This window comes from Brevibacterium sp. UBA7493 (assembly GCF_002479565.1).
In the GTDB taxonomy this organism is placed as follows: Bacteria; Actinomycetota; Actinomycetes; order Actinomycetales; family Brevibacteriaceae; genus Brevibacterium; species Brevibacterium luteolum.
The window spans coordinates 1-23,552 of record NZ_DLOD01000001.1; the positions used below are offsets into that span (position 1 = coordinate 1).

Genomic DNA, 23,552 nt, shown 5'->3' on the forward strand with positions numbered 1-23,552 from the left:
GATCAGATCGCGAAGGCCTGCTTCGCCTACAGCGCCGCCACCACGGGGCTGTCGCTGCTGCTGTATGACGTCACCACCTTGTACTTCGAGGCGGAGAAGGAAGACTCTTACCGCAAGGTCGGGTACTCGAAGGAGCGCCGGGTCGATCCGCAGATCGTCATCGGGCTGCTCGTCGACCGGACCGGGTTTCCCCTGGAGATTCGCTCGTTCGAAGGGAACAAGGCCGAGACGCACACGATGATCCCGGTGATCAAGGCTTTCCAGGACCGCCACAACGTGGCCGATATGGTAGTGGTCGCCGATGCCGGAATGCTGTCGGCGAAGAACCTGCAAGACCTCGACGACGCCGGCTTGCGATTCATCGTCGGGTCGCGGCAGACGAAGGCACCGCAGGACCTGGCGAAGTACTTCCACTGGCACGGCACCCACCACGAGGACGGGCTGACCGTCGACACCATCACGATGCGGCGGTCGGCACCCGATCCGGACCAGGTGCCGCGCCGGGCCGAGCCGGTGTGGGACCCCGAAACAGACACCGACAAATGGCGGGCCGTCTGGCAGTACCGGCGCAAGAGAGCGCTGCGGGACCAAGCAACGCTCAATCAGCAGCGCAACCGAGCGATCGCGATCATCGACGGGGAACGGGCACCGAAGAAGGCCAGGTTCGTGCGGGAGAAAGGCGGGAAGAAAGAACTCGACGAAGCCTCCTACGCACGAGCTATACAGCTCGTCGGTTGGAAGGGATACTCATCCAACATCCCGGCCAGCATCATGCCGGCGGCAGAGGTGGTGTCGTCCTACCACGACCTGTGGCACGTCGAGCAATCGTTCCGCATGTCCAAGACCGACCTGGCTGCCCGGCCGATCTTCCACCGAGTCCGCGAATCGATCGAAGCGCACCTGACCATCGTGTTCGCCGCCCTGGCGGTATCGCGCTACGTCCAGACCCGCACCGGGCTGGCGATCGGCAACGTCGTCAAGCGCCTACGGCCGCTGCGGTCGGCGACGATCGAGATCAACGGCACCCGCCAGACCTTCCCGCCCCACATCCCCGCCCAAGAAAAAGCCATCATCGACGCGATCATGAACGGCAAACTCACGCACTAACAAAATGAGCCAAGTCAGGTGCGCAGGCCGCTGATCTGTGCCGTGCAGGAACGCTCCCCGCTCAACCGCCAGCCGTCCTCAGCCGACTCACCGCGGAGCTCGGACGCGGCTCGCAGGCCGACGGTCGGATACTCCTTGACGGACCACCGGAGATCCGAGAGATCGTAGCGCTCCGCGTTCGGCCATGTCAGCGGGCACCCGGCTGGATTGGCCTCATCCTTCCGGGCGCAGTCGTCGATGATCGAGCGCACCTCGGCGTTGACAGCCTCGGTGAAGCGCTCCGTCGGCTCCGCGACGAGAGTGTACGAGTCCTGCGGCTCATCGGGGGTCGGGAAGGTCGCGTAGATCCGGACCTCCTTGGCGGTGACGAACTCGTCGTCCTCAGGGACTCCGATGGTGTAGATTCCCGGGAACGCGGGCAGCGTGATCTGCTGCCGGAACGCCGGGACCGTGACCCCGTTGACCGCCGCTTCAGACAGATGTGGCGTGTCGATGATGATCCGCTCCAGCTCCGGCGCTTCGAGCCTCCAGTCGCTGAAGAACAGTCCCTTCGGCCCTGCCCTGTGCAGCGTGAACTCGGTGGGGCGCAGTCCGAGGCCGAGGCGATAGTCGGCGGTGACGACGGCGGTGTCACCCTTGGTCTCGGTGCCGGTGATCTCGACCTGCTCGATCCGGTCAGCACCTGCGAGCACTTCGTCGGTCAGCAGCGTGGACTCCCCTGCAGGGATGTCGTGCTCGGCCATCGCCAGGGCACCGGCGGCGTCTCCGGCAGCGAGCTTCGAGAGATAGTCACGCACCGTGCCGGCAGGGCTGCTCTCACGGAGCCCCGTGAACCACACGATGGCGGCGATGAGCGCCACGACCACCGCGCCGACCACGACGCTGGGCAGCAGCGCGCGCCGGCGGCGGGAGGTCGGCTGGCGTGCCACCTCAGTATCCGCTGTTCTCCTCGACGCTGATGACGACCTTGCCGTCGACGATCTCGGCGGTGCCGGAGACGTCGAAGCTCACGGTGTTGTCATAGCTCTCCGAATCCCCGAACAGGCTGTACGTGCCGGTGATGAGCGCAGAGCCGGTGGACTCGGAGGTGATGCGCCACTTTGAGCCGTCGTTCGGCTCGGAGTCGCCGTAGCCGTATCCGTAGCTGCCGCTGTCGCTCAACGAGATGTCCGGGTACTCCTCGATCGACCACTTGACGTTCGTGACGTCGGAGTAGCTTGCCGACCGCGAGCCGAACGGGCAGCCGGCCGGTTCGGTCTCGGCCTTGCCTGCGCACGAGTCGAGCAGACTGCGCACTTGCTTGTTCACCTCATCGGTGAACGCCTGCGTCGGCGTGGCCTGCAGCACCGGCAGCTCCCCGCCGGCTTCCTCTGCGGAGGTGCCTTCGAAGAACGCCCGCGTCTGCACCTCGTCGGCCTCCAGATAGTCCGAGGAGTCGGCGAGGCTGACGGTGTAGAGCGCCGGGAAGGCCGGCAGGCTGAGCATCCCGTCGGTTGTCGGGACGGTCACGCCGTTGACGTTGACCTGGCTGAGGTTCGGGGTCTCGACGACGACCTGGCCCAGACCCGGGGAGGCCAGCCGCCAGTCGTTGAAGAAGATTCCGCGCTTGCCGACCTTGCGCACGTCCATCGTGACGTCGCTCTTCGAGCCGCCGAGGTCGAACTCGGCGGTGACGACGGCGGTGTCGCCGTCGACCTCGGTGTCGGTGATCGAGATGCCGTCCGGACGGGCTGCGGCGTTGCCGAGCACCTCGTTCGTCAGCAGTGTCCGCTCCTCGACCGGCACATCGACATCGGCCAGCGCGAGTGCCCCCTCGGCGTCACCGCTGGAGAGCTTCGACAGGTAGGAGCGCACGACCCCGTCGGGGCCGTAGAACCGCGAGTTGATCTGCCCGACGGCGATGATGCTGGCGACCAGCGCGAGCACGAGCGCCCCGGCGGCAATGCCCCAGATCTTGGCCTTGCGCCGGTCGATCGGCTGCGGTGGGCCCATCGGCGCGGCCGCGTATCCCGGCGGTGGCGGCGGGGCCGCCCCAGGTGGTGGCATTGCGCCGGCGGGCATGGCGTTCGGTGGCGGCGGGGTGGCCTGCACCGGTCCCGAGGCGGTGTAGGGTGCCGAGGTGGCCGGTGGGGTGCTCGGCGGAGGCGGCGTCGCTGATCCGCCTGGGGGTGCGACCGGGGGAGGAGGGGTCTTCATGTCCGGGTGGCGCAGCGCACCGCGCGGTTCGCTGATGCCCAGCGGCTGACCCCAGTACGGGTGGACGGCGCGCCCGCCGAGCCACGCGGCCAGCTGCGGCATCGTCAGCACGATGCGGGGTGCGATCGTGATCGCGAGGACCTCGATGAGCAGGCCCCAGAGGGCGAAGATGAGGAACGTCCACGGCAGCAGGCCGACACTGAGATTCAGCATCGCCGGGATGTCGCTGCCGAGCAGGTCAGCGCCCTGTCCGCTGGCCCGGCCGCTGACCTTGACCGGCAGCAGTACGACCGAGAGCAGTCCCCACAGCAGGCCGAAGGTCACCGGCAGCTGCCAGATCGAGGTCCACGGACTGGAGACGCCGGGCTGGTGGGCCCAGCTCGGCCGGCGTGTGACGGCTGCGGCGATCGCGGCGATGAAGGCGGCCAGCAGCACGGCGAGGAGGCCGAGCCACAGGGTGCCCGGGATCGTGTCGCTGAACATCGTCACCGCTGTCGAGCCGCCCTCGTGGCTGTCTCCGGCCAGTGCGCGGCCGCTGGCGGACAGGCCGCCGAAGTGGGTCAGCGCTGCCATCATGAGTGCGGCGGTGCCGGCGAGCAGCGGCACGAAGCTGCCGTGGACGTCGAAGTGCAGCGGCAGGACGAAGAAGCTAACGATGAGGAAGATCGCGCCGACGATGACGAGATGCAGCAGCGCGGTGCGCGCAGGGGCAGCGGCGTAGCGCAGCCACGGGAGGCCCGCGGCATCGCAGCCGCGGTAGTGGCCGAAGATCCGGCCGATGGTCGTGGCGATGAGGATGAAGATGAGGGGGAGGAAGAACGTCCGCGGGGTCACGGCGGAGAATTCGAGGGAGGCTGAGAAGTAGTCCTCGGTGATGTTCGAACGCGAGGCGAAGATGAGCTGGAGCAGGAACAGCACGGTGGTCAGCGACAGGGTCGTCAGGCCGATGCGGATCCAGAATGCCGCGACGGTGCGCGAGGGGTGGCGCCGTTCGCTCAGCATCGACCACCACACGAGAGCGGTGGTGAACACGGCAGTGATGAGCAGGGGAGCTCCGGCGAAGTGCACTGCCGCTGAGGCGCTCAGCTCGTCGAAGGCCTGACCGCTGAAGCGCAGTGCGGCCGACCCGCCGAGGGCGAGGGCGAAGAGGATGAAGGGCAGAGTGAAGCCGAGGGAACCGGTCGGCATGCCGTCAGCAGCGTCGGTGATGGCGTCGTTGATGGTGGAGACGACGATGAGGGAGATGATGAGCGAGGCGATGAAGCCGGCGGCCAGCCCGATGGCAGCGGTCACGAGGCCTTCGCGGATCGTCAACCCGTCGATGGGGCTCTGGCGGGCCGGCCACGGGCCGGTGGGATAGCTGTAGGTCCCCTGCTGCGGCTGCGAGCCCAGGTAGGATCCGGCGGGCTGACTGTAGGCCTGCTGCTGTCCGTCGGCCTGCTGGTGATAGACCGGCTGCGGTCCGGCGGCCGGCTGCGGCCCAGAAGTCGACCGAGGCGGTATGGAAGGCGGCGACGGGATGCCCTGCCGACCGGGATTCGCGCCGGGCGGGTTCGCAGGTGGCTGTTCCGGTGGCGGCTGGTCGGTCATGACGGCTCCTTGGCTCAGTCGCCTTCGCTGGGGAGGGGCGAAGCTTCTGCGACGTCGATTCAGTTCTCGTTTCCCACTGATGGCCCAGCGACGCTGACGAGGATGAGCGGATCACAAGGCTCCTCGGTGCCCACCATAACAAGAACCTGAACGTACTGTGTATGGTTCATAAGAGAACAGTCAGTCCATGGGTGAGGTGCCGCCGAGGACAGGAGACAGAGCCATGAGTGTTCCGCCCCAGGGAGATCCGCAGCACAACGGCTGGAACCAGCCGCAGAGCCACTGGCCAGCGCCGCAGCAGCCCCAGCAGCCGCAGTGCCACTGGCCGACGCCCCAGCAGCAGCCCCCCGGCCAGCCCTACACTGCCGGCCCACAGCCCCCGCAGCAGCGCCGCAAGCGCGGTCCATCGCCGGTGATCCTCGGCATCCTGCTCGTACTGGCACTCGGCGGCGGCCTCGGCTGGGGAGCCATTCAGCTGTTCGACTCCGACGACGACTCCGATGCCACCGCAGCCCCGAGTGCGCCGCCGTCTGCCGCCCCCACCGAGGATCCGACCGGCGGGGAGACCAGCGATGAGGGCGACGACCCCACCGCCGAGGCGAGCGACGGCGCCCTGCCCGACGACCCAGCCGAGGCGCTCAGACAGCGCATCGACACCGACGCCTCGGAGGTGGCCGCCGACATCGAGGGCAGCTGGGTGCCGCAGCTGAGCTCGAAGAAGGTCGGCCTCGAAGCCGAGGGCCGGACGTGGGACGAGCAGGCGATCCTCGATGAGCACGAGCGGCTGCGTGAGGAGCACCCGCGCGTCAAGCTGCTGTGGTCCGGGGACTACGCGAGCTTCAAGAGCAAGGACTTCTACGTCACGATCGTCGGCATCACCTTCGACGATCCTGACCAGGCGCTCGCCTGGTGCGGTTCGCACGGCCTCGATGCCGACTCCTGCTACGCGAAGAAGATCAGCACCACCGGCGGCCACGACGGCACGACAAAGACGCGCTGATGACCACCCGCAGCCAGGACACCGCGGCGATCGCACGCGCCACCGGCCGCAGGTGGGCCGAGATCACCGACACCTTCGCAGCTGCCGGCGGTGAGTCGCTGTCCCACCGCGAGCTCGCCGACGTCGCGGCAGGGCTCTTCACCGGCGTCGACAATCCCGACTGGTGGGCCCAGGGCGCGGCGGTGGCCTCTGAGCAGCAGATCGGCCGCCGGCTGCCCGGCCAGCGCGTCGACGGGACCTTCGAAGTCAGCGTCACGAAGACCGTGTCCGGTGATCCCGATGATGCGCTGGCGGCCTTCGAGGCGCTCATGGCCGGTCGCAGCGAGCTGGGCGGGATCCCCTTCGCCGAGGCGCCGGTGACCTCGCGGACGCAGAAGTGGCGGTACTGGCGGGTCCCGTTGTCAGACGGCACCCGGATCGCCGTGACGATCGACACCCGCCGGCCCGGCGCCTCGGGCGTGGCCGTGCAGGTCAGCCGGCTCACCGGCCCCGAGGCGGTCGAGACGTGGCGGGAGTGCGTGCGCAGTCTGCTGGCTGGGATGTGAGCAGACAGCCCGCTGCGCCGGGACTACCATGACGACATGACCGGCCACCAGCCCCACCTGCACACGGATGAGAACGAGCCCACCGCCTCGGCGCCGGTGTGGGCCGAACGCGACTTCGCCCACCGGCGGCTCCCCGGCGGGCTCATCATGCGCAGGGCGCGCACAAGCGATGTCGCTGCGATCCGCAGGCTCGTCCAGCCGCTGGTCGATGAGCGGATCCTCGTGGCCAAGGAGGCCGTCAACTACTTCGAGGGCCTGCACGAGTTCCGGCTCGTCGCCGACCCGGACGCTCCCGGTGGAGAGCGGGTCGTCGGCTGTGCGGCGCTGCACGTGCTGTGGGAGGACCTCGCCGAGGCACGCACCGTGGCGGCCGACCCGGACTACCGGGGGCGGGGGATCGGACGGATGCTCATGGAGCAGCTGCTGGCCGATGCGCAGGCGATCGGGGTGCGGCGGGTGTTCTGCCTGACGTTCGAGACCCGGTTCTTCGCCTCGCTCGGTTTCGAGGAGATCACCGGCACCCCGGTCTCACCGGAGGTCTACGTCGAGCTGCTGCACAGCCATGACGAGAACACCGCCGAGTTCCTCGATCTCGCCCGCGTCAAGCCGAACACCCTGGGCAACTCGCGGATGATGAAGCACCTCTGAGCCGCCGGTGCCAGGGCCCCGGGGCCCTGCGGCTTCAGTGCGGCAGGTGCAGCCCGGCTCGGCTCTCGGCGGCCAGCCCGTCGGCGATGAGTGCGTCGATGAGCCGGCCGATCCGCTGCCCGTCGCCGAGCTCGCGCACCCGCAGGATCGCCGTCTCCACCGCCTCGTGCGCGGCGCCCTGCGCATCGAACGTGCCATCGGGCCCGCCGTCGAATTCCGTCGCCGAGGCGGTGAACAGGTCGCGGGCGACCGGCGCCTCGGCGGCCTTGAGGACGGCCATGATCGCCCCGCGCAGCTGCCGGTCCGTGCCGTGCCACGCCTGGGTTTTGGGTTTCCGGGCCGGGTCGTCGCCGGCGGGGCGGCCGGCGGCCAGCCAGCGGCACTGCTCGGCCAGCGGGCAGACCTCACACGCCGGGTTGCGGGAGGTGCACACGAGCGCGCCGAGCTCCATGACCCCGGCGTTCCATGCCACGTGGCGGGCGTCCGGTCCGTCGGCGGGCACGAACTGGGCGGCCCAGGCGGTCTCGGACTTGGTCAGCGCGCCCTTGGGGTGGGCGTGGCCGTCGAAGACGCGGGCGAGGACGCGGCGGATGTTGACGTCGAGGACGGTGGTGCGCCGCCCGCAGGCGAACGAGGCGACTGCGGCGGCGGTGTAGGCGCCGATGCCGGGGAGTGCGCGCAGCGTCTCCTCATCACACGGCACCCGGTCGCCGTGCTCGGCGGCGATGACGGCCGCGCACTCCTTCAGGCGCAGGGCCCGGCGCGGGTAGCCGAGCGAATCCCAGGCGCGCAGCACCTCGGCGGTGGGCGCGGCAGCGAGGTCGGACGGGGCCGGCCAGCGGGCCATCCAGTCCCGCCACCGGGGCACGACGCGGGCGACCGGGGTCTGCTGGGACATGATCTCGGAGACGAGCACCGCCCACGCCGAGGTGCCCTGCGCCCGCCACGGCAGGTCGCGGGCGTGGGCGTCGAACCAGGTGAGGACCGCCTCGTGCGCGGCGGCGAGGTCGGTTTCGGCAGGTGTCCGGTGTGTCATCGTCGTCGCTTACAGCTGCAGCCCGTAGGCTTCAGGTGATGTCTCCTTCTGCGCGTGGTCAGGGTTCCCAGCGGCGCCGGCCGAGTTCGGCTCGCGGCGCGCGCCCGGCAGCCCGCTCGACGGCTGGCTCCGGTGGCGGCGGCCCGCGCCGCCCCGACCCTGCAGTCTATCGCCGCCGGCGCATCGTCGTCGGCGTGCTCGCCCTCATCGTCGTCTGCCTGCTCGTGCTCGGCATCGTGCTCATGGTCAAGGCGATCCAGAAGGTGCGCCAGGACTCCCGCGATCAGGCCGCAGCCGAGGCGGCGGCCGCCCAGTCGCCGGAACCGACCCTCCCAGCCCCGACCGGGGACGAGGCCTCGGGCGCCTGCCCGGCCGATGCCGTGGAGATCATCGCCGGGACCGATGAGGGATCCTACGCGCCCGGCGCCTCGGCGACCCTGGAGCTGACGGTGAAGAACAACCACGACGTCGCCTGTGCGATCTCGGTGGGCCCGGAGCATCAGGTCTTCGAGATCCGCCAGGACGGCAAGACGCAGTGGTCGACGGAGTACTGCACGCCGGGTGGCTACGAGGCGGATGAGGACGTGCGCGTCTTCGCCCCGGGCACCGAGCGCAAGTCGACGCTCAAGTGGGAGATGATCCCAACCGACAAGAACTGCAACCGCACCGGTGACTCGTTCAAGGCAGGCGAGTACGAACTGGTGACGAAGCTCGGTGAGGTGGAGAGCAAACCCGCGCGGTTCACCGTCGAGGAGCCGTCGCCGGAGCCGACCGAGAAACCCGAAGACGAAGGCTGATTGCAGTGCTGAGGTGCGGCCTGACGTCGCAGGCTGACGGAAGGCTGCGTCAGTTCTCGTGGACTTCCTCTTCGATGCGGTTGAGGCCCTCGCGCACGATCCGTGCACGGTGCTCGCCGACGCCCTCGACGGACTTGAGCTCTGAGAGCTCGGCTGCCAGCAGCTCGGTGAAGCGGCCGAAGTGCTCGGCGAGCCGGTCGACGACCATCGGCGGGACGCGGCGGATCGTCGAGAGCAGCCGGTAGCCCAGCGGGTAGACGTAGCGGTCGAGGGATTCGCTGGCGGCTGAGGAGCCGATGGTGCGGGCGACGATGTCGATGTCGATGAGGTCGTGGCCGGGCAGCGCGGCGAGGTTGTGCAGGACATTGTCGATCGAGTCGTGCTCGGGGATCGCGTCGATGTAGTCGCGCAGCAGGTGATACTGGCTGTCGCTGCGGGGCCCGACGAGCTCATCGTGCTGCAGGGTGATGAGGCGGGCGTCGTCGCCGAGTTCGAGAATGTAGGTCTGGATCTCCTTCGAGATCCGGCGCACCATCTCCTGGCGCTGCAGGACGACGAGCATATCGGCCAGGGTGGCCCGGTCGACGATCTCCAGGTACGTCAGCGTTGCGGTGACCTCGTCGAGGCGGTGCTTGTAGCGCTCCAGGGTGTCGAGGGCCTGGTTGGCGCGGGCGAGGATCCTGTCGGAGGTCTCGAGCACGTGCCGGATGCTGTGCACGTAGACCTGGATGATCTGCATCGACTGGCTGACGGAGATGACGGGGAATCCGGTCTGCTTGGCCACGCGCTCAGCGGTGCGGTGGCGGGTGCCGGATTCCTGTGTGTCGATCGAGGGATCGGGCAGCAGCTGCACGCCTGCGGTGTGGATGTGGGAGGCGTCGCGGCTGAGCACGATGGCGCCGTCGAGCTTGGCGAGCTCGCGCAGGCGGGTGGCGGAGAATTCGATGTCGATGTTGAACCCGCCGGTGGAGATCGAGTCGACGACCTTCGATGAGCCGAGCACGATGAGCGCACCTGTGCGGCCGCGCAGCACTCGTTCGAGGCCGTCGCGCAGCTCAGTGCCCGGAGCGACTGCTGCGAGAGTGGAGAGGACGAGATCGTAGCTGGTCTGGTCGACCTCGCGCTGAGCGTCAAGGAAAAGGGGATTTCTCGCCGCGCGCACCTATGCTCTCCGATCAATGTCTACGGTCCTCTCAGTAGGCTAGCGAACCGTGTGGCACCCCGGCGGGGAATACTGTTGCGAATGGGCAACAGTTGTGTTGCCGATCTGCCGCAATCCTCGGGGCAATGGGTGTTGTTGTGTGGTCAGCGCGTCGTGTTGTTGAGTTCGAGGCCCATGGCAGCTTCGACGGCCTGCCGGATGCTGTCGCATTCGCTCACATCCATCCCGCGCGGGACGGTGACGTTGTTGAGCCCGCCGGCGGCGACGATCGCATGGCTGACGCCCTGCCGGTATGCCTCTTCCAGCCGCTGTTCGATGCCGGGGACATTGCGGATCTCACCGGACAGGCTGATCTCCCCGATGGCGATGACGCGGTTCTCCAGCGGCCGGAACTGCCAAGCGGACTCCAGCGCGAGTGCCAGCGCCAGGTCGGCCGCCGGCTCGATGACTTTGGCACCGCCGACAGTAGAGGCGTAGACATCGCATTCGGCGAAGCTGTGCAGCATCGGCTCGCTGTTGAGCACTGCGAGCGTCATCGCGAGCCGGTTGGCATCGAGCCCGCTGACCGTGCGCCGCGGCGCCCCCTTCGTCTGCTTGTCGACAAGCGTCTGGATCTCAACGAGCAGATGGCGCTTGCCCTCCTGCACGACCGTCAGGCACGAGCCCGGCGCATGCCCGCTGCCGCGTGAGAGGAACAGACCGGTGGGGTCGGGCACCGACTGGATGCCGAGCTCGGTCATGTCGAAGCAGCCGACCTCATCGGTGGGCCCGTAGCGGTTCTTCACCGCGCGCAGCAGCCGTAGGCGCGAGTGCTTATCGCCTTCGAACTCGCACACAACATCGACGAGGTGTTCCAGCAGCCGCGGGCCGGCGACGGTGCCGTCCTTGGTGATGTGCCCGACGAGCACGGTCGGCACGTCGAGCGACTTTGCTGCGCGGATGATCGCCGCCGCCACCTCGCGCACCTGCGTCACGCCGCCGGGCACGCCCTGCACCTCGGCGGAGGCCAGCGTCTGCACCGAGTCGATGATGAGCAGCTCCGGCTGGATCTCGACGATCATGCCGAGCACGGTCGCGAGATCGGATTCTGCGGCCAGCAGGAGGTCGGGATGCATGGCGCCGATGCGCTCAGCGCGCAGCCGCACCTGACCGGCCGATTCCTCACCGGTGATGTAGAGGGCGCGGCGCCCCTCTCCCGACTCGCGCGAGGCCCGCCCGGCCACGTCGAGGAGAAGAGTGGACTTGCCGACGCCCGGCTCGCCGGCGAGCAGGATGACCGCACCGGGGACAACGCCGCCGCCGAGGACCCGGTCCAGTTCGGAGACCCCCGTGCGGAATGCGCGGGTGCGAGTGCCATCGACTTCGGTGATCGGCTTGGCGAGCTTGCTCGCCGGCACTTCCTTGGCCTGCGTTTTGATCGCTGTCGCGCCACCGGCAGCTTCCGACTGCTCGAGAGTTCCCCACTCGCCGCAGCGAGAGCATCTGCCCAGCCACTTGATGCTGCTGTAGCCGCATTCCGTACAGGTGTATGACATGTACTCAAGTCTGGCATGCGCCACGGTCATCGCAGCCTCCGCTGTGGATAACCGCTGGTCAGGAAGCGATGTCAGTGCCCTCGCCTAGTGTGGGAAGCCGATCGGAAGCCGGTTGTTTCCGGCCGTCGACAACAGGGGAAATACACCTAGACATCACACTTAAGCACGATTATAATCGAACGAAAGAGGTGCTCTTCACCTCTTGATCGTCCACGAGGAGGTGGCGGCAATGAGAACTCGGGCTCCCGATCCTGAGGAAACAGAGCCATTGATCGAGGCCGCCCTCCGTTCGCACATCAGCCGCCCGCGGTACAGAGGAGTTCTGCCCGGCCGGGCTGCCACGGGGCGCAGAAGTCACGGCGAGGCCGTGCGCGGAGACCTCGATGACCGGCTCAACCGGCTGCACGCCAGCCGCGTCGCCCAAGGACTGCTCAAAGTGCACGAGTTCGAGGACGTGCTCGCGAGCTACAGTGCGCGCCTGGACCGTGAGCCTGAGTACCGCGAGCTCGCCGCCACCGTAGACACGTGGATCAAGTACCGGCCAGCGCGATTCCGGCACGTGCCACCGGCTTCTACGTCCTCAGAGACGATCGAGTGGACGGTCCCCTGCACCGAAGAACAGCTCATGGAGTTCATGCGAGGCCACCAGGGGATGGAAGATGCAGACGTCGAGACCCTGAAGTCAGGCAACGAGGCGATGGATCACGTCACCTTCGTCATCGATCCCTCCGCAATGCATCGCATCGAGGCGGACCTCAGCTGGGATCGCGGACTGCCCGACCTCAGCGATACCGACAGCATCCACAGCACGCTGATCCACCAGAACCTCGACATCCGCCCCCGCCGCAAAGGCAAGCTGCGACCGCGTACGATCATCGGCCACAGCGCCCACGGACGCTTCTCACGCCTCGGCGCTGTCAGTGCGGATGACCGCACGCGCGGCAAGAAGAAGGCGAAGAGCCAGTTCCGCCCGATCGCCGACGGGGTCAAAGCGCAGGTCGCAGAGAGCATGGCCGCCGCACTCGCCCAGGTTGAGGACACCTTCACAAGTGAGCTGCTCCTCGGCCTCACCGAAGTGTATGACTGCACCACGCAGTCGGCCGTGACCAAGGTCAAGCGCGCGGCACGCGCCATCCTCGGCACACCCCGGTTGCTGTCGATGGTGCGCGCAGGTGAGCTCTCCTTCGATCGTCTGGAATATGCAGTGCGTGCTGCAGGCAAGCTGCCGGCGCGCAAGATGCCGATCTTCGACGACAAGATCTCCCAATGCCGGGCGACGAAGATGGTCTACTTCCGCCGCGCAGTCAACGAGCTGATCGCCGCGCTCATGACCGATGATGAGCGCAACGAGGAAGCCTTCTCCAGACGCCGCGTCGTCACACACCACAACGCCAACGGCACCAGCGAGATGACGCTCATCGGCCCCACACACTCTCTCGTGCTCCTCGAAGCGCGTCTCGCAGGCATGGCCAAAGCGATCCGGCGCGGCCAGCTCTCAGTCTTCGGCGAAGAACTGCCAGAAGGGCACGTCTCGGTCGAGGAGCGCACACTCGAGCAGCTAAAATTCGACCTGCTGGCCGGCGCGATTCTCGCCACCGAGTCCGAATGCGCCCCGGTTGACGAAGCAGGCGCGGAGTCCATCCCCGGTGTCGAATCAGACCGCACGCGCGTGCGCTTCACCTGCCCAACCGACACCGAATGGCTGCGCCGCCAGGCGCGCGTGAACATCACCGTGCCGATGATGACGCTGCTGAACGAGGACGCCGATATCCCCGGCACGCTCAACGGCATCCCCATCAATCCCGAGGCCGCACGCCACATCGTCGGGTCCGGGCCGAAGACCGTCTATCGCATCCTCACCGACCCTGAAACCGGAAAGGTGCGCGACGCGCAGGCGCAGACCTACACCATTCCCGAGGCGATGCGCATCGCTTTGGTGGAGAAGTGGCAGTACTGCACCGCGCCAGGTTGCCACCAACCAGCGCGCAAGGCTGAACTCGATCACCAGCGGCCTTTCGACCACAGGCACCCGGCAGCCGGTGGGCTCACGACGATGAAGAACCTGCACCCGCTGTGCAAGATGCACCACCAGCTCAAGACACAGGGCGTGCTGCGCCTCTCATCCTGCGGAAACACCGAGATGATCTGCTGGGAGATAGAGGGCCGCACATGCGATTCGGTGACCATTCCCGAAAGCCTGCTCGGAGTCCTCAACGCTGAGCACTTCGCCGCTATGGCTGAAGGGCGGCTGCCCAATCCCAGCCCGGAACCGGTTCTGCGAATACCGGATCGCTCCGGCGGAGACGATGACCCAGACGATTCCGCCGGATCAACCACCGCGCGGACATACCGACCTGCTGATTCCACACCAGCAGCTGATCCAGCGTGCCCACCGCGTCAGAAGCGGCAGGAGAAGTCGGAAAGTCCGGACGATGCAGCGTCTGCCCCGCAGACTAAGCCAGGTTCCGAACAGAAACCCCAGCCGCGGAACGTCGTCGACTACCTCAAGGGTGAACCGACCGGCGGCTGGGAGAACTCGATTGACCCACCGCCGTTCTGATCGATTCCCACCACCCGGATACGTCCATCGCCCCGGTCCGAACTCAATGCTCGAACCGGGGCGATGACAGCGGTGATCAGCCCACCTGCAGCTGAAGCTAGCCGCTGATCAGGTCAGCTCCAGATCAGAGGAACTTCACTCCCTGGGCCAGCGGCAGTTCACCGGAGTAGTTGACGGTGTTCGTCGCTTGGCGCATGTACGCCTGCCACGAATCCGCGCCGGACTCGCGTCCGCCACCGGTCTCCTTCGTGCCACCGAAAGCACCGCCGATCTCAGCACCGGAGGTGCCGATGTTGACGTTGGCGATGCCGGTGTCCGAACCGGCGAGGAAGCGCTCGGCCTCAGCCTGATCCTGCGTGAAGATCGCTGACGACAGGCCCTGCGGCACAGCGTTGTTCAGCTCGATCGCGTCATTGAGATCCGTGTACTCCATCACGTAGAGGATCGGTGCGAAGGTCTCCGCCTCGACGATCTCCGTCTGCCCGGGCATCTTCACGACAGCCGGCTCGACATAGTAGGCATCCGGGGCGTCATCGGCGAGCACCCGGCCGCCGCCGCACAGCACCTCGCCGCCCTGGGCCGTCGCAGCCTCAAGCGCTGCCTGCATGTCATCGAAGGCCTTCTTGCTGATGAGCGGCCCGACGAGCACACCGTCCTCCGTCGGCGCACCGATGCTGAGCGTGCCGTAGGCGTCGACGATCTTGCCGACGAGCTCGTCGACGATATCGGCGTGCACGATGAGGCGGCGCAGCGTCGTGCAGCGCTGACCGGCCGTACCGGCGGCAGCGAACACGGCGCCGCGCAGCGACAGATCCATGTCCGCGCTCGGGGCGACGATCGCAGCATTGTTGCCGCCGAGCTCCAGCAGCAGACGGCCGAAGCGCTGCTGCACCTTCGGGCCGACAGCCCGGCCCATCGGCACCGAACCGGTCGCCGAGAGCAGCGCGACGCGCTCATCCTCGACGAGCACCTCGCCCACAGACCGATCGCCGACGAGCAGCAGATTGAGGTTCTCCGGTGCGCCCTCTTCCTTCGCGGCCTGCGCCAGCAGCGCATTCGCGCCCAGGGCCGACAGCGTCGATGCCTCCGAGGGCTTCCAGATCACCGTGTCACCGCAGGCGATCGCCAGCGCGGTGTTCCACGCATACGGGGCGACCGGGAAGTTGAACGCGGTGATGATGCCGACGACACCGAGCGGATGCCAGGTCTCCATGAGCCGGTGGCCCGGGCGCTCACTCGGCATCGTCTTGCCGTACATCTGCCGCGACTGGCCGACGGCCAGCTCACAGATGTCGATCATCTCCTGCACCTCGCCGGCCGCCTCGGACGGGGTCTTGCCGGCCTCAACGGTGACGAGCTTGGCGAGTTCGTCCTTGTGCTCTTCGAGCAGGCGGCCCCAGCGCTGCACCACCTTGCCGCGCACGGGAGCCGGCACGTCCTTCCACTGGCGGAACGCCTGCTGGGACTTGGCCACCGCCTCGGCGGCGGATTCCGGGGTGTCGACGGCGATGTGGCCGAGGATCTGGCCGGTGATGGGGGAGGGCAGCGGCATCGACTGCGCCGACTCCTCGGTCAGCAGCGAATCGAAGTCGATGCCGCAGGCTGCCAGTCCTTCGCGGGTGAGCTGGATGATGGCGTCCTGGCTGGGAAAGGTCATGGATGCTCCTTCTCTTGTGGGGGTGTCTTCAGTGTGTCGCAGATCGCTGGCTTATACGACGTTCATCTCGACGCGCAGCTCCTCGCGGTCGAACCGCTCGACGCTCAGACCGCTGACGTCGACGAACGGCGCGCGCCCGAGGTAGAGGTCGCGCACGACCTCGCCGACGGCCGGGCCCTGCAGGAACCCGTGGCCGGAGAACCCGGTCGCGTAGATGAATCCGGGCAGCTGGGCGGCAGTGCCGATGAGCGCGTTGTGATCAGGGGTGCACTCGTACAGGCCGGCCCAGCCCTTGCCGATTCCGACGTCGCCGAGAGCCGGCGCGCGGTGCTCGATGAGCTCGGCGAGCCGGTCGAGCCAGGCGGGGTCGGTGTGCAGGTTGAAGTCGCGGACGTCCTCGACCTCCGGGGCGCCCATGAGCAGTCCGCGGCACTCGGAGTGGAAGTAGAACGACGTGGTGAAGTCGATGGTGAACGGCAGCTTCGTCGCGTCGAAGTCGACCGGCTCGGTCACCGCGACGTGCCGGCGCAGCGGGGTGACCGGCAGGTCGACGCCGGCCATCTCGCCGATCCGCTGCGACCATGCGCCGGCGGCGCACACCACGTGCGAGGTGGCGATCTCGCCCTTCGTCGTCGTCACCCCGTGGATCTCGTCGCCGGTGGTGACGATGTCGGTGACCTCGCAGTTCTGCACGAACGTCACCCCGCGCTTGCGCGCCGCGCACGCGAACCCGCTGACCGCCGCCTCGGGCGTGCAGTGGGCGTCCTCGGGGTTGAATGCCGCTGCCACCAGGCCCGAGGTGGAGATCACCGGGGAGAGCTCGTGGGCTACGGAGACGGTGAGCATCCGCGAGGACTGGCCGAGGGAGCGCTGCAGCTCGACGTTGCGCTCGAACGCTGCAGCATCAGCGTCGTTGTCGAGTAGGAACAGGTAGCCGCTGGTGACGAGATCGAGGTCGGTGTCGAAGTCGGTCTTGAACCGGCGGAATGTCTCCAGGCTGCGGGCGCCGAGCATGATGTTGGTCTCGTCGGAGAACTGCGTGCGCAGGCCGCCGGCGGCTTTGCACGTCGATCCGGAGCCGAGCTGGTCGCGTTCGATGACGACGATGTCCTCGACACCGGCCTCGGCCAGGTAGTACGCGGCTGCCACGCCCATGATGCCGCCGCCGATGATGACGATCGAGGCGCTCGGGGGCAGGGGAACAGTCATGGTGAACCTCCTCTTCAGGCCGGCGCGGCCTGCCGGGACCGTGTGGGTCCGCCAGTCTGCGCCGGGAGCACAGGCCCGACGACTGTGTCGGGTCTCACAACTGCGTGTGCTGTCATCTTCCGCCAGCCAACCGGCTCCAGGCAACGTCCTGACAGCGATGAACTGTGAATGCAGCGTTTAGTATTACTGAAAGGCGGCCGGTGCGGCCGATGGAGAATGTGGCAGAACGGGGGAGTGCCGATGGCGATGAACTGGACGCTCGTGCAGCTGCGCGCCTTCGTCGCCGTCGCCGAGCTCGGCACCATGAGCGCGGCCGCCCGCGCGCTCGGCTACACGCCCGGGGCGGTGAGCCAGCACATGGCGACCCTGCGCCGGGTCATCGGCGCCGATCTGCTCGTCGCCGCCGGTCGCGGCTTCACCCTCACCGAGGCCGGCCGCACCCTGCTCGAGCGTGCGCGGGCGGTCATCGCCGCTGAGGAGCAGGCCGCCGAGGCGGTGCGCGGTCAGGACTTCGGTCGCGTCGGCGCGGTGACCCTGGGGGTGTTCGGCTCGGCTTCGGTCGTCGCCTTCGCCGCCGCGGCCAGCCGGTTGACCGGCTCGGGTGTGCAGGCCCGTGAGATCGATGTCGAGCACATGCCCGAGGCGGTGCTCGCCGGCCGCATCGACGTCGGCATCGGCATCGATTATCCGGCCGCTCCGATTGCCCCGCAGCGCGGGTTGCGGGTCAAGCGCGTGCACAGCGAGGAGTTCTCCGTCGTCGCCCCTGCCGGGCAGGCGCCGTCGCATGAGGAGCTTGCCGGTGGCACGTGGATTCTGCCGCCGAGCCGGTCGCTGCAGGGCCGGGCGGTCCGCTTCGCGATCGCAGGCCTCGGGTTCGCCGCCCGCGAGACCCACATCATCACCGACACCTCCGTGGCCCTGGCGATGGTGCACTCAGGGCTCGGCTACACGCTCGGCACCCCGGTCATGATGGCGCTCGCCCCGGGCGGGCTGCAGCTGGTCGACGGCACCGAGGCAGGCGGCCGGCACATCGTCGTCATCAGCCGGGAGGAGCAGGCCGACCGGCCCGACATCACCGCCGTCACCGATGTGCTCACCGAGGTCTTCGCCTCGGGCGCGGGGATACGATGAGCCCATGAGCTACCAGCACCAGTGGGCGCAGATGATCGCCAAGGATCCCGAGCACTCGCACCGCTACGCCGAGCGCTGGCGCAGCCTCGCCGCCGCCGGCCACGACCTCGACGGCGAGGCCCGGCTCATCGACGCGATGGCCGAACGCGGAAGCCGCATCCTCGACGCCGGCTGCGGCACCGGCCGAGTCGGAGCATACCTGGCTGAGCGCGGCCACAGCATCGTCGGCATCGACCTCGACGAGGTGCTCATCAGCGAGGCGCGCGAGACCTGCCCGGCAGGCGAATGGCACGTCGGCGACCTCGCCGAGACCGGCCCCGAGCAGCTCGGCGACGGCTTCGACATCGCCGCCAGCGCCGGCAACGTCATGACCTTCCTCGACCCCGCCTCCCGCTCAGCCGTCATCGCCAACCTCGCCTCCGTGCTCGCCCCCGGCGGGCGGCTCATCACCGGTTTCGGCGCCGGCCGCGGCTACGACTTCGACGAATACGCCGACGACCTCACGCAGGCCGGCCTGCGCATCGAGCACCGCTTCGCGACCTGGACGCTGCAGCCGTTCGCAGCCGACAGCGACTTCCTCGTCTGCGTCTCCGTCCGGGCCTGAACACGGCGGGTGTCACGACCCGATCGTGAAGATGAAGTTCCAGGTCCCAGCCGCCACCGCCGCACCGATCGTGACGGCAGCGGCGATGATCGCACCGGCGACGAGGGCTCCGTCGCGGGGATGGAATGTCGAGACCCGCGCCCACGTGCGGTTCTGCGCACCGAAGCCGCGGCCCTCCATCGCCATCGCCAGCCGGGTGCCGCGCCGGATCGCCTGCACGAGCAGTGCAAACGAGGTCTGGAAGAACCCGCTGATCCGGGCGAACACGTTCCCGCCGGCCACACCTCGGGCCCGGCGGGCTTGGGTGAGGGTCTGCCATTCGGCGATGAACAGGGTCACGAGCCGGGCGGCGGCGAGTGCCGCGAGCACGAAGGTCGCCGGCAGCCGCAGGTGCTGGATGAGGCTGTCGGCCAGGTCGGTCGGGTCGATCGTCGCGATGAGCATGACCGCCGGCAGCGCGAGCGCGAGCGCGCGCAGCGCCACCGCAGCACCCATCGTCAGCGAGTCGCTGGTGAGCAGCAGAGGGCCGGCATCGACGATGACGGTGCCGGTCTTCTGCGACAGCAGCGCGGTGCCCCAGCCGGCCATGAGCGCGGCCAGCGGCAGGAACCACAGCCGCTTGACGAGCACGGCCAGGTCGAGGCCGGTGAGCGGCAGCATGAGGATGACGAGTCCGAGCATGACCGCGGCGGAGACGACGTCGATGCTGAGCACGACCGCGATGGCGAGCACTGCACCGGCGGCGAGCTTGGCGACTGGATTGCAGCGCACGAGCGGGGTCTCCCGGACGACGGGGACGAGGAGGTCGGCGTTCATGCGCGCACCGCCTGTCCGCGGCCGAAGAGCATCCGCTCAGCGGCGATCGCCTGGAGGAACTCCGCATCATGGCTGACGGTCAGCAGCGCGGTCCCAGCATCGAGCAGCTCGCAGCTGAGCGCCGCGAGCTCCCGCCACGTGTTCGCATCCTGGCCGAAGGTCGGTTCGTCGATGATGAGCACCGGCGGGCGGGTCGCCATCATGCACGCCACCGACAGCCGCCGCTTCTCCCCACCGGAGAGCGTGTGCGGATGCGCATGCGCCAGCCGGGTCAGCCGCAGGCGTTCGAGCAGCTCGGCCACCCGCGCCTCGGTTTCGGCCTGGGCACAACCGGCCTGGCGCGGACCCAGCCGCAGCTCATCGGCGACCGTGGTCGTCAGGAACTGATGCTCCGGCTCCTGGAACACCGTGCCGATCCGGGCGACGAGGTCAGCCGCCGGCCACCGGTGCGGGTCGTCGCGGCGGGGCGCCCCGCGCCCGAGGTCGAGCAGCCGCGGCGTGGCCCGCACCCTCCCAGCACGGGCAGGCAGCAGGCCGCCGAGGGTGAGCGCGGTCGTCGACTTGCCAGCGCCGTTGTGCCCGACGAGTGCGAGCGCCTGGCCTTCGGCGAGGTCGACGCTGAGGTCACTGACGGCGACCGGGCCACGGCGGGAGCGGGCGACGGCGAGCTTCTCGGCCTCCAGCAGCACCGCACCCGCCGGCCGCGGGACGCGCGGCTGGGGGAGTGCGGCACCAGGCAGCCAGACCCCAGCGCCAGCCAGGGTGCCGCGCAGCGCCGGGCCGTGCAGCACCGCATCGGGCGCACCGTCGGCGACCAGCCCGGACTCGCCGAGCACGATGATCCGGTCGACGTGATCGGCCCAGATGTCGACCCGGTGTTCGACGATGAGCAGGGTCGCACCAGAGGCGGCCTGCGCGTCGAGAACCGCCTGGCACACCTCGGGAACGGCGGCCGGATCGATGTTGGCCGTCGGCTCGTCGAGCACCATGAGCCCGGGAGCCATGGCGAGCACGCCGGCCAGAGCAAGGCGCTGCTTCTGCCCGCCGGACAGCGCCGACGTCGGATGATCCCACGGCAGATCGAGGCCGACGGTGGACAGCGCCTTGCGGGCGCGGGCGGGCATCGCGGCCGGGTCGACGCCGGTGTTCTCCATCCCGAAGCACACATCGTCGCCGAGCCGGGCGAGCACCACCTGCGCGTCCGGGTCCTGCAGGACGAGCCCGGTGGTGCCCGAGGTGGGATCCGGTGGGCGGCCGCCGACGAGCAGCTCGCCGGTCCGGTACCCGGACTCGGCCGGCAGGACTCCTGCGATCGCATGCAGCAGCGTCGACTTCCCAGCCCCTGAGGAGCCGAGCAGCAGGACGCGCTCACCGGCCTCGATGCGCAGGTCGATGTCGCTGACAGCGGCGCGCTTGCGCCCGGAGTGCCGCCAGCCGAAGCCGCGGGCGAGGACGTCGACGCCGCGGGTCGCGGCGGCCATCAGACTTCTCGCGCGCTGCGTCCGGACGCGAAGGCGCCCAGCGCACCGGTGCGGGCGATCGCCTTGAGCGCGAACCACGAGACGAGGCCGGCGAGCACCATGCCGGAGATGCCGGCGAAGACGGTGTAGAGCGCCTTGTGCTCAAACGTCCAGGCGGCGTTGTAGAGGATGTTCTCGCCGATCGCCAGCGACAGCCCGGCACCCAGGCCGGCGAGCAGCGTGGCGATGAAGGTGTAGCGGCGGTAGCGCAGCAACGCGAAGATGATCTCAGCGCCGAAGCCCTGGATGAGCCCGGAGACGATGACCATGAGCCCGAAGTAGTTGCCCGGCACCGCCGAGACAATCGCAGCGAGCACCTCGACGTACAGCGCTGCACCGGGCTTGCGGATGATGAGCCCGCCGAGCACGCCGCCGAGCACCCACACGCCGGTCAGCAGTCCCTTCGTCGGCGGGTAGAGGGCCTGGAACGGGGCGCTGATCGTCTCCCAGGAGTTCGACCAGGCCCAGAACACGATGCCGATCGCGACGGCGAGCACGGAGGCGACGACAATGTCGACGACCCTCCAGCGCATCGTCGCCGGAACTCCGGCAGGCATGTTGTTGGGTTCGGAATGGGTGTGGCGGGTCTGGACGTCAGACATCGCAAATCCTCCTTCAATCAGGCAAGGAGGGGTGAAGAGACTCGACTTCCTCCGGCGGTATGAACCGCGTCAGGTTCGAGGGTCTGCAGCTGTGCACTCTCAGCGCTCCTCATGAGCGCTCCCCTGTCGTCGCGTCTACGGTAGCAGACCCATGTACGCCAGGGCGGCTTTGACGATGTGCTCCTGTCCGTGGTTCATCTCCGCCACGATGTCCTCGCGCAGTGCTTCGTCCGGGGTCAGCCAGTCGAGGCTGAGCGCATCCTGGCGCGGCGTGCACTCACCCTGCACCGGCAGGATGTAGCACAGGGCGATCGCATGCTGGCGCGGATCGTGAAGCTTGGAGGCACCCTCGGTCGGGAAGTACTCGGCAACGTGGAACGGGTTGAGCGAGCTCGGCAGCGACGGAAACGCCAGCGGCCCGAGGTCCTTCTCGGCATGGCGCATGAGCGCATCGCGCAGGGTCTCGTGGAAGCGCACCCGCCCGCCGATCACCTCGCGCACGAGCGAGCCGTCATCGCCGGTGCGCAGCAGCAGCCCGACCTTGTCCGGCACACCGTGGTCGTCAAGCAGCACCGGCACCGCATTGATGTAGGCCATCGGCAGGCGTCTGCGCAGCCGGGCCAGCTCATCGGGTTCGAGCCAGTTCTCATCGAAAGCCAAAGCGGTGCGTGTCATAGTCCCATGGTTCCACACGGGCTCTGGTCAGGCCAGACTCCAGGCGCATGTCCCCAGGAGCGGGAAGCGTGAACCGCCGGGGCTGCGATAGGTTCGGGGCATGAGCGATGACATGAACGAGCAGCCCACCGGCGCCGACCAGCATCTCGCCGACGAGATCAGCGCCCACTACCACCCGATCGCCATGACCCTCTTCGGCCTCCTGGACGCCGAGGACCAGATCGACCAGCCCGAATCGCAGGCTGTCGACGCCGCCCAGATCGCCGAGGTGTCGGTCGTGGCCGCCGCGCTGCGGATCTGGCACTGGGTCGCCTCCGGTCCGAACGCGCAGCGCCCGGCCGCCGAGACCGGCGAGCTGAGCGGTGAGGAGCTCGCCGCTGTCGCCGAACTCGCCCGACTCGAAGAGGCCGGTGGCGCCAAGACGCTGGCTGAGCTGCCGCTGACCGAGCGGGCCTGGGCGACGCTGCTGCTGACCGGCATGCTCGAACAGGCCGGGCCTGAGTCGGTGACCGTCGGCCTGCCCGAGCTGTTCAGCCCCGTCGCCGAGGCGGTGGCTGAGGACCGTGCGATCGAGCCCAGTGACGAGCAGGCCGGGGCGCTCGCCCGCTGGCTCAGCGTCTGGGCGCTCGCCGCGGCGAACCACTGGCAGCAGGTCAACACCCAGGTCACCGGCGCCGGTGACCTCGATATCCCGCTGTTCTCGACCCTGGCGATGTACCTCGGTGCCGGCGGGCGGGTGAGCCTGCCCGAATCCGAGCAGATCCACGCTGTGCTCGAGACCGACGAGCGGCTCAAGGCCCACACCGCCGAGTTCTTCCGGCTCCTCGGCTACGCCCCGGAGACGATCTCCGGGGAGAGCTTCGCCCATGTCGTGCTCGCCGGCACGTCTGAGACCCTGCTGCGGATTCTCGGTGACTGGCGCTCCGGCGGCGTGCTCATCGACGCCGGAGACAGCAAGCTCCGGGCGCATCCGGGAGCCCGGCTGTCGCTCATCACCCTCGTCTCGATCATCCAGGGCACCGGACAGCCGGCAGAGGACTGAACCGGCAGGGCATCAGCGCAGGCCAGCGGGCTGGCCGCGCAGCTGGGACGGGACCCGGTGAGCGAGGCCACATGTGCGCGTGGCATCCTAGAGAACGTACGGCGTTTGTGCTGCCCCTGC

General features: G+C 68.6%; 20 protein-coding genes and 1 riboswitch. Of the genes, 9 read left to right on the forward strand and 11 right to left on the reverse strand.

Going from position 1 to position 23,552, the window contains the following annotated elements:
- The coding region (locus B4E96_RS00005; protein ID WP_286955807.1) for an IS1634 family transposase at positions 1-1,107 on the forward strand (1,107 nt) is incomplete at its 5' end.
- A gap of 14 nt (positions 1,108-1,121) precedes the next feature.
- Here B4E96_RS00005 and B4E96_RS00010 read toward each other — a convergent pair.
- Complete coding sequence (locus B4E96_RS00010) at positions 1,122-2,036, reverse strand: hypothetical protein (RefSeq protein WP_286955809.1); 915 nt, start codon at positions 2,034-2,036, stop codon at positions 1,122-1,124.
- Between the two features lies 1 nt (position 2,037).
- Positions 2,038-4,893 (reverse strand): hypothetical protein, encoded by a 2,856-nt coding sequence (locus B4E96_RS00015; RefSeq protein ID WP_286955811.1) that lies wholly within the window; start codon positions 4,891-4,893, stop codon positions 2,038-2,040.
- 223 nt (positions 4,894-5,116) lie between these two features.
- On the opposite strand from B4E96_RS00015, the gene B4E96_RS00020 reads away from it, so the two are divergent.
- The 3 genes from B4E96_RS00020 to B4E96_RS00030 all read left to right on the forward strand — a co-directional run bounded on the left by B4E96_RS00020 (position 5,117) and on the right by B4E96_RS00030 (position 7,086).
- A complete protein-coding gene (locus B4E96_RS00020) occupies positions 5,117-5,893 on the forward strand; it encodes a hypothetical protein (protein WP_286955813.1) in 777 nt (258 codons plus the stop codon).
- On the forward strand, positions 5,893-6,438 hold the full coding sequence (locus tag B4E96_RS00025; protein WP_286955814.1) for a hypothetical protein: 546 nt from the start codon (positions 5,893-5,895) through the stop codon (positions 6,436-6,438). The genes B4E96_RS00020 and B4E96_RS00025 overlap by 1 nt, the downstream gene beginning before the upstream one ends.
- A 147-nt stretch (positions 6,439-6,585) precedes the next feature.
- The gene (locus tag B4E96_RS00030) at positions 6,586-7,086 is read left to right on the forward strand and encodes an amino-acid N-acetyltransferase (RefSeq protein WP_286955892.1); all 501 of its coding nucleotides are present in this window, start codon (positions 6,586-6,588) and stop codon (positions 7,084-7,086) included.
- A gap of 34 nt (positions 7,087-7,120) precedes the next feature.
- On the opposite strand, the gene B4E96_RS00035 is transcribed toward B4E96_RS00030, so the two are convergent.
- Complete coding sequence (locus B4E96_RS00035; protein WP_286955815.1) at positions 7,121-8,122, reverse strand: A/G-specific adenine glycosylase; 1,002 nt, start codon at positions 8,120-8,122, stop codon at positions 7,121-7,123.
- Positions 8,123-8,160: 38 nt separating this feature from the next.
- Here B4E96_RS00035 and B4E96_RS00040 point away from each other — a divergent pair, with 38 nt between their 5' ends.
- Positions 8,161-8,919: a hypothetical protein gene (locus B4E96_RS00040; RefSeq protein WP_286955816.1), complete on the forward strand. Its 759-nt coding sequence runs from the start codon at positions 8,161-8,163 to the stop codon at positions 8,917-8,919.
- A 49-nt stretch (positions 8,920-8,968) separates the two neighbouring features.
- On the opposite strand, the gene disA is transcribed toward B4E96_RS00040, so the two are convergent.
- Together disA and radA are read right to left on the reverse strand one after the other, a co-directional pair.
- Positions 8,969-10,081: a DNA integrity scanning diadenylate cyclase DisA gene (gene disA / locus B4E96_RS00045; protein WP_259793665.1), complete on the reverse strand. Its 1,113-nt coding sequence runs from the start codon at positions 10,079-10,081 to the stop codon at positions 8,969-8,971.
- Between the two features lie 143 nt (positions 10,082-10,224).
- Positions 10,225-11,616: a DNA repair protein RadA gene (radA, locus tag B4E96_RS00050; protein WP_259793662.1), complete on the reverse strand. Its 1,392-nt coding sequence runs from the start codon at positions 11,614-11,616 to the stop codon at positions 10,225-10,227.
- 367 nt (positions 11,617-11,983) lie between these two features.
- On the opposite strand from radA, the gene B4E96_RS00055 reads away from it, so the two are divergent.
- Positions 11,984-14,176: an HNH endonuclease signature motif containing protein gene (locus B4E96_RS00055; protein WP_286955818.1), complete on the forward strand. Its 2,193-nt coding sequence runs from the start codon at positions 11,984-11,986 to the stop codon at positions 14,174-14,176.
- Positions 14,177-14,300: 124 nt separating this feature from the next.
- On the opposite strand, the gene B4E96_RS00060 is transcribed toward B4E96_RS00055, so the two are convergent.
- Both B4E96_RS00060 and B4E96_RS00065 read right to left on the reverse strand, forming a co-directional pair.
- Positions 14,301-15,833 (reverse strand): aldehyde dehydrogenase family protein, encoded by a 1,533-nt coding sequence (locus B4E96_RS00060; protein WP_259793660.1) that lies wholly within the window; start codon positions 15,831-15,833, stop codon positions 14,301-14,303.
- Positions 15,834-15,884: 51 nt separating this feature from the next.
- Positions 15,885-17,042, reverse strand: coding sequence for an NAD(P)/FAD-dependent oxidoreductase (locus B4E96_RS00065; RefSeq protein ID WP_286955820.1), 1,158 nt, complete (start codon positions 17,040-17,042; stop codon positions 15,885-15,887).
- A gap of 240 nt (positions 17,043-17,282) precedes the next feature.
- On the opposite strand from B4E96_RS00065, the gene B4E96_RS00070 reads away from it, so the two are divergent.
- Both B4E96_RS00070 and B4E96_RS00075 read left to right on the forward strand, forming a co-directional pair.
- The gene (locus tag B4E96_RS00070) at positions 17,283-18,173 is read left to right on the forward strand and encodes a LysR family transcriptional regulator (protein WP_239557130.1); all 891 of its coding nucleotides are present in this window, start codon (positions 17,283-17,285) and stop codon (positions 18,171-18,173) included.
- Between the two features lie 4 nt (positions 18,174-18,177).
- Positions 18,178-18,777, forward strand: a complete 600-nt coding sequence (locus tag B4E96_RS00075) for a class I SAM-dependent DNA methyltransferase (protein ID WP_170273221.1) — start codon at positions 18,178-18,180, stop codon at positions 18,775-18,777.
- 12 nt (positions 18,778-18,789) lie between these two features.
- Here B4E96_RS00075 and B4E96_RS00080 read toward each other — a convergent pair whose 3' ends face one another.
- From B4E96_RS00080 to B4E96_RS00095, 4 genes are all read right to left on the reverse strand, one after another.
- A complete protein-coding gene (locus B4E96_RS00080) occupies positions 18,790-19,593 on the reverse strand; it encodes an energy-coupling factor transporter transmembrane component T family protein (protein WP_102161327.1) in 804 nt (267 codons plus the stop codon).
- The gene (locus B4E96_RS00085; protein WP_102161328.1) at positions 19,590-21,074 is read right to left on the reverse strand and encodes an ABC transporter ATP-binding protein; all 1,485 of its coding nucleotides are present in this window, start codon (positions 21,072-21,074) and stop codon (positions 19,590-19,592) included. The genes B4E96_RS00080 and B4E96_RS00085 overlap by 4 nt, the downstream gene beginning before the upstream one ends.
- A complete protein-coding gene (locus B4E96_RS00090) occupies positions 21,074-21,715 on the reverse strand; it encodes an ECF transporter S component (RefSeq protein ID WP_259833902.1) in 642 nt (213 codons plus the stop codon). The genes B4E96_RS00085 and B4E96_RS00090 overlap by 1 nt, the downstream gene beginning before the upstream one ends.
- Positions 21,716-21,744: 29 nt before the next feature.
- Positions 21,745-21,850, reverse strand: a riboswitch (TPP riboswitch).
- Complete coding sequence (locus B4E96_RS00095) at positions 21,851-22,390, reverse strand: DUF4916 domain-containing protein (protein ID WP_286955823.1); 540 nt, start codon at positions 22,388-22,390, stop codon at positions 21,851-21,853.
- 100 nt (positions 22,391-22,490) lie between these two features.
- On the opposite strand from B4E96_RS00095, the gene B4E96_RS00100 reads away from it, so the two are divergent.
- The gene (locus B4E96_RS00100; RefSeq protein ID WP_286955825.1) at positions 22,491-23,432 is read left to right on the forward strand and encodes a hypothetical protein; all 942 of its coding nucleotides are present in this window, start codon (positions 22,491-22,493) and stop codon (positions 23,430-23,432) included.
- Positions 23,433-23,552 lie beyond the last annotated feature (120 nt).

Excerpts from the sequence above, each read along its gene's own strand:
- B4E96_RS00060 (WP_259793660.1), bottom strand. The coding sequence starts at position 15,833 with ATGACCTTTCCCAGCCAGGACGCCATCATCCAGCTCACCCGCGAAGGA.
- B4E96_RS00035 (WP_286955815.1), bottom strand. The coding sequence starts at position 8,122 with ATGACACACCGGACACCTGCCGAAACCGACCTCGCCGCCGCGCACGAG.
- B4E96_RS00075 (WP_170273221.1), top strand. The coding sequence starts at position 18,178 with ATGAGCTACCAGCACCAGTGGGCGCAGATGATCGCCAAGGATCCCGAG.
- B4E96_RS00080 (WP_102161327.1), bottom strand. The coding sequence starts at position 19,593 with ATGAACGCCGACCTCCTCGTCCCCGTCGTCCGGGAGACCCCGCTCGTG.
- B4E96_RS00095 (WP_286955823.1), bottom strand. The coding sequence starts at position 22,390 with ATGACACGCACCGCTTTGGCTTTCGATGAGAACTGGCTCGAACCCGAT.
- B4E96_RS00025 (WP_286955814.1), top strand. The coding sequence starts at position 5,893 with ATGACCACCCGCAGCCAGGACACCGCGGCGATCGCACGCGCCACCGGC.
- B4E96_RS00030 (WP_286955892.1), top strand. The coding sequence starts at position 6,586 with ATGCGCAGGGCGCGCACAAGCGATGTCGCTGCGATCCGCAGGCTCGTC.
- B4E96_RS00100 (WP_286955825.1), top strand. The coding sequence starts at position 22,491 with ATGAGCGATGACATGAACGAGCAGCCCACCGGCGCCGACCAGCATCTC.
- radA (WP_259793662.1), bottom strand. The coding sequence starts at position 11,616 with ATGTCATACACCTGTACGGAATGCGGCTACAGCAGCATCAAGTGGCTG.
- B4E96_RS00040 (WP_286955816.1), top strand. The coding sequence starts at position 8,161 with ATGTCTCCTTCTGCGCGTGGTCAGGGTTCCCAGCGGCGCCGGCCGAGT.
- B4E96_RS00085 (WP_102161328.1), bottom strand. The coding sequence starts at position 21,074 with ATGGCCGCCGCGACCCGCGGCGTCGACGTCCTCGCCCGCGGCTTCGGC.
- B4E96_RS00020 (WP_286955813.1), top strand. The coding sequence starts at position 5,117 with ATGAGTGTTCCGCCCCAGGGAGATCCGCAGCACAACGGCTGGAACCAG.
- B4E96_RS00090 (WP_259833902.1), bottom strand. The coding sequence starts at position 21,715 with ATGTCTGACGTCCAGACCCGCCACACCCATTCCGAACCCAACAACATG.
- B4E96_RS00065 (WP_286955820.1), bottom strand. The coding sequence starts at position 17,042 with ATGACTGTTCCCCTGCCCCCGAGCGCCTCGATCGTCATCATCGGCGGC.
- B4E96_RS00015 (WP_286955811.1), bottom strand. The coding sequence starts at position 4,893 with ATGACCGACCAGCCGCCACCGGAACAGCCACCTGCGAACCCGCCCGGC.
- B4E96_RS00070 (WP_239557130.1), top strand. The coding sequence starts at position 17,283 with ATGGCGATGAACTGGACGCTCGTGCAGCTGCGCGCCTTCGTCGCCGTC.